Origin of the sequence: Plasticicumulans sp. (assembly GCF_035331805.1) — a bacterium.
Taxonomy (GTDB): Bacteria; Pseudomonadota; Gammaproteobacteria; order Competibacterales; family Competibacteraceae; genus Plasticicumulans.
Map to the genome: position 1 here is coordinate 1 of NZ_DAOLKE010000552.1, position 1,543 is coordinate 1,543.

1 protein-coding gene and 1 pseudogene are annotated in these 1,543 nt (G+C 74.5%); both read left to right on the top strand.

The features are described from left to right. A pseudogene (locus PKE44_RS19305) lies at positions 1-338 on the top strand (hypothetical protein); the annotation flags it as partial. A gap of 120 nt (positions 339-458) precedes the next feature. Then, positions 459-1,543: DUF4347 domain-containing protein (locus PKE44_RS19310; protein ID WP_324554463.1), on the top strand; the 1,085-nt coding region annotated here is incomplete at its 3' end.

Here is a 1,543-nt window from a genome sequence, read left to right on the forward strand (position 1 = left end):
GTGCCGCGGCACGCTTTCATCCCGACACCCCCGAACGCCCGGTGCTCGGCGCGCTCGTGCTCGCCCTCGCCCTCGCCCCGGCCGCCAGCCGCACGCTCGATGCGCAGCCGCTGCTTGCCTCCGTGTACGGCGGGCCGCTCGCCGCGACCCGCGATGCCCACGGCCGGCTGCTGCCGCAGACGCCGGTCTACCGGCTCGACCTGCAGCCCGCCGCCGGGGCCGCTGCGCCCGAGCGCCGGCTGCGCGGCACGCTGGTGCTCGAAGTCGAGGCCGAGCCGCTGCTGACGCAGGTCTGGCGCCGGATCGCCGCGGTGCTGATCCGTGAGAGCGGCTTCTGAACCGGCCGGCGCCCGGCGCCGGTGGCGGATGCGCCTGAACCGCACCCTGACCCGAACCTTGCCCCGAACTCCGGCACGCCCGATGGCGCCGGCACGAACTCGCAGGACTGGAGAGCCGACATGACCCGCAACCCCCGTCGCCCTGCCGGCAGCCGCAGCCCCGCGAGCCTGATGCTGGCGCTGGAGCCGCGCCTGATGTTCGACGCCGCCGCCCTCAGCAGCGCCGCGGACACGCTCACCCACGCCGACCCGGCCGGCGAGGCGGCGGTGGCCGCGGTCGAGGCCGCCAGAGCCAGCGACAGCCCGGCTGCGGCCGGCACGGCCAGCGACAGTGCCGCGGCCGCCGGTACTGCGACCGTCGCCACCGCCGCGCCGGCCCCGACGGCCGACACCGGTACGACCGCACCGGCACTGCTGGCAGCGATCGCGAGCGATTCGCCGCAGACGACGGCTGCGGACGCCGCCGTGGCCAGCGCCCCGGCCGGGCAGCGCCATGAGCTGGCCATCATCGACACCTCGCTCACCGACTGGCAGACGCTCGCCGCCGGCCTGCGTGACGGCATCGAGGTGCTGACGATCGACGGCAGCCGCGACGGCTTCGCGCAGCTCGCCGACGCGCTCGCCGGGCGCGAGCGTGGCGGGCTCGATGCCATCCACGTCTTCAGCCACGGCAGCGAGGGCCAGTGGCGGCTCGGCAGCAGCGCGCTCGATGTCAACACCGAGGCCGCACACGCGAGCGAACTGCAGGCCATCGCTGCCGCGCTCGCCGCGGATGGCGACCTGCTGCTCTACGGCTGCGACACCGGCGCCGGCAGCCGCGGCACGGCCTTCCTCGATCGCCTTGCCAGCGCCACCGGCGCCGACGTGGCCGCCTCGACCGATCGCAGCGGCAGCGCCACGGCCGGCGGCAACTGGACGCTGGAAGCGCAGCGTGGCGCGATCGAAACCGCGACGGCGGCCGATGCCGCGAAGCTTGCGGATTACAACGGCACGCTGGCGACCTACACGGTCACGAGCACCGCCGACAGCGGCGCCGGCAGCTTCCGTCAGGCCGTGCTCGATGCCAACGCCAGCGGCGGCACCGACACCATCGTGTTCGACAACAGCCTCAACAACCAGACGATCACGCTCACGAGCGGCGTCATCAGCGTGACCGACAGCCTGATCATCGATGGCGACCTCGACGGCGACGACACGCCGGATGT